Here is a 3493-nt window from a genome sequence, read left to right on the forward strand (position 1 = left end):
CCGCCCGCTTGGGCGAAATCGGGGCGGCCACCGCCTTTGCCGCCGATGTGCGCGGCAAGGTCGCGGATGATGTTGCCCGCGTGCAGGCCGTTCGCTGCCTTGCTGACGCTGACGATGAGGCGGGCGGTGTCGTCATCCACGCTGCCGATAACGACGACGTCCGCGCCGAGGCGGTCGCGCAGTTGATCGGCGGTGTCGCGCAGGGTGGCGTTGTCAATGCCGTCGCGTTGCAGCGCCAGTGTTTTCCAGCCGTTGATGACTTTAATTTCAGCGCTGCCGCCGTCGCCGCCTTGGGCGAGTTGGCGTTTCAGCGTTTGTACTTCTTTTTCCAACGCTTTCAGTTGTTGTTGCAGGGCGCCGATGCGCTCTGGCAGGTGTTCGCCATCGGTTTTCAGCAGCGCCGCGCTTTCGTTGAGCAGGGCGTCGCTGTGCGCGAGGTATTCGAGTGCGGCGAGTCCGCAGACGACTTCGATGCGGCGCACCCCGGCGGAGACGGCGCCTTGCGAGACGACTTTGGCGAGGCCGATTTCACCGAGGCGGCCCACGTGGGTACCGCCGCAGAGTTCGATGGAGAAACCGTTGTCGCCCATGCTGACCACGCGCACCACGTCGCCGTATTTTTCGCCAAAGAGCGCCATCGCGCCTTTTTTCTGCGCGGCGTCGCGGCTCATTTGTTCGATGATGACCGGCGCGTTGCCGAGGATTTGTGCATTCATCATCGCTTCTACTTGCGCGATTTCTTCGGCGTCGAGCGCCTTGTCGTGCGAGAAGTCGAAGCGGGTGCGGCGCTCATCGACGAGCGAGCCTTTTTGTTGGACGTGCGTGCCGAGGGTGCTGCGCAGCGCTTTGTGCAGCAGGTGGGTGGCGGAGTGGTGGCGTTTGATGGCGGCGCGGCGGTCGCGGTCGATTTCCGCCTGTGCGGTTTCGCCGACGCTGATGTCGCCGTGTTCGACGTGGCCGATGTGGAGGAAGGCATCGCCTTGTTTTTGGGTGTCTTCGACGCGAAACACGCCGCTGGTGGTGCGCAGGGTTCCCGTGTCGCCGACCTGGCCGCCGGATTCGCCGTAGAACGGGGTGCGGTCGAGGACGACCACGCCGCTTGCGCCCGCGTCCAGTTTGGTGACGGCTTGCCCGGCGACGAAGATTTGCATGATTTGTGCGGTGCCGCTTTCTTTTTCGTAGCCGTCAAAGGCGGTTTTGCCGCTGATGTCCAGTTTTTGCGCGGCATCGAATTTGCCCGCCGCTTTGGCGCGCTCGCGCTGTTCGGCCATTGCCGCGTCGTAGCCGTCCATGTCCAGCGTCAGGCCGCGTTCGCGGGCGATGTCGGCGGTGAGATCGACCGGAAAGCCGTAGGTGTCATACAGTTTGAAGACGGTTTCGCCGGGGATTTCTGTGCCGCGCATTTCGCCCAGCGCTTTTTCCAGCACTTCCAGCCCCGCTTCCAGCGTCTGCGCGAAGCGCTCTTCTTCGCGGCGCACCGCATCGGTGATGCGCGCTTCGGCTTCGACGATTTCCGGGTAGGCCTCGCCCATCTCGGCGACGAGTGGCGCGACCAGTTTGTAGAAGAACGGCTGATTTTGCCCGAGTTTGTAGCCGTGGCGGATGGCGCGGCGCATGATGCGGCGCAGGACGTAGCCGCGCCCTTCGTTGCCGGGCAGGACGCCATCAACCATGAGGAAGACGGTGGCGCGGATGTGGTCGGCGATGACTTTGAGCGAGGTTTGCGCGAGGTCGTCGCAGCCGGTCGCGTCAGCGGCGGCAGCAATCAGGTTGCGGAAGATGTCGATTTCGTAGTTGGAGTGGACGTGCTGCAAGACGGCGGCGATGCGCTCCAGCCCCATGCCGGTATCAATGGACGGGCGCGGCAGCGGTTTCATGTTGCCGCTGGCGTCGCGCTCGAACTGCATGAAGACAATATTCCAGATTTCGATGAAGCGGTCGCCGTCTTCTTCCGGCGAGCCGGGCGGGCCGCCCCAGACGTCCGGGCCGTGATCGTAGAAGATTTCCGAGCAGGGGCCGCAGGGGCCGGTGTCGCCCATCGCCCAGAAGTTGTCCGATTCGTACTTGGCTTTGCCCGGCTTGTCGCCGATGCGGATGATTTTGTCCTCCGGCAGGCCGACTTTGTCGCGCCAGATGGCGAAGGCTTCGTCGTCTTCGTGGTAAACGGTGACGCAGAGTTTTTCCGGCGGCAGGCCAAAGACTTGGGTCAGCAGGTTCCAGGCAAACGGGATGGCGTCGGCCTTGAAGTAGTCGCCGAAGCTGAAGTTGCCGAGCATTTCAAAGAAGGTGTGATGGCGCGCGGTGTAGCCGACGTTTTCGAGGTCGTTGTGTTTGCCGCCGGCGCGAACGCAGCGCTGCGAGGTGGTGGCGCGCTTGTAGTCGCGGGTTTCGCTGCCGGTGAAGATGTCCTTGAATTGCACCATGCCCGCGTTGGTAAAGAGCAGGGTCGGGTCGTTGCCCGGCACCAGCGAGGAGGAGTGGACGATTTTGTGGCCGTGTTCGGCGAAGTAGTCGAGGAAGGCGCGCCGGATTTCGGCGGTGGATTGGGGGGGGTTATGCTTCATCTTGGGTTGCTGTCATTGCTTGCTGGATTTCTTCGTAACTGAAGCCGCGCTGCGCCATGAAACGCTGCCGCTTCGCCCGCTCCTGCGGCGTGGTCGCCGGAGCGCTGTATTTTTTTTGGTAAACGTCGCGGGCGGCGGCGAACCAGTCGGCGCTGTCGAGGGTTTCGCGTAGGAGTTCGCCCCGGATGCCGCGCGCTTCCAGTTCGTGCCGCATTTTCAGGCGGCCGTAACCGCGGTGGCCGCGCAGGTAGCTGGCGGCAAAGCGGGCGTCGCTTTGCCAGCCGCGTTCTGCCAAGGTATCAAGGACGGCGGCGATGTCTTCTGCGGGAAACCCGTCCAGTTTGGCGGCGAGTTCGGCGCGGCTGTATTCGCGCCGTGCGAGGGCGGCGAGACAGCGTGCTTCTATCGCGCGCCGGACGTCGTCAGAAGAGTTCATTGCCGTCCGTGGCGGGGGCTTCGTTGGTGTTCGCCTCGTCGTTGTCGTCGCCGTGGCTTACCGGCAGTTCGGCGTCGCTGTTACCGATGTAGTGTTCGCGGATTTTTGCCTCGATTTCGGCGGCGAGTTCCGGTTTTTCGGTGAGATACGCGCGGACTTTTTCTTTGCCCTGACCGATTTTTTCGCTGCCGTAGCTGTACCAGGCACCGGATTTTTGGATGGCATCAATGGCGACACCGAGGTCGATGATTTCGCCGATGCGCGAAATACCCTGACCGTAGAGCACTTCAAATTCGGCCTGTTTGAACGGCGGCGACACTTTGTTTTTCACCACTTTGACCCGCGTCTGGTTGCCCAGCACTTCTTCGCCGTCCTTGATGGAGCCAACGCGGCGAATGTCGAGGCGCACCGAGGCGTAGAACTTGAGCGCGTTGCCGCCGGTGGTGGTTTCCGGCGAGCCGAACATGACGCCGATTTTCATGCGGATTTGGTT

At 62.7% G+C, this 3493-nt stretch carries 2 protein-coding genes and 1 pseudogene; all 3 read right to left on the reverse strand.

Annotation, left to right across the window (positions count from 1 at the left end; translation table 11 throughout):
* The coding region (alaS, locus tag Q0349_RS01525; protein ID WP_298079040.1) for an alanine--tRNA ligase at window positions 1-2564 on the reverse strand (2564 nt) is incomplete at its 3' end.
* Window positions 2554-3000 carry a regulatory protein RecX gene (locus Q0349_RS01530; protein ID WP_298079041.1) on the reverse strand — a complete coding sequence of 149 codons (447 nt, stop codon included), beginning with the start codon at window positions 2998-3000 and terminating at the stop codon, window positions 2554-2556. The genes alaS and Q0349_RS01530, both read right to left, overlap by 11 nt.
* Window positions 2987-3493 (reverse strand): annotated as a pseudogene (locus tag Q0349_RS01535) (DNA recombination/repair protein RecA); the annotation flags it as partial. The pseudogene Q0349_RS01535 and the gene Q0349_RS01530, both read right to left, overlap by 14 nt.

It is taken from the genome of uncultured Cardiobacterium sp. (assembly GCF_938028185.1).
GTDB lineage: Bacteria > Pseudomonadota > Gammaproteobacteria > Cardiobacteriales > Cardiobacteriaceae > Cardiobacterium.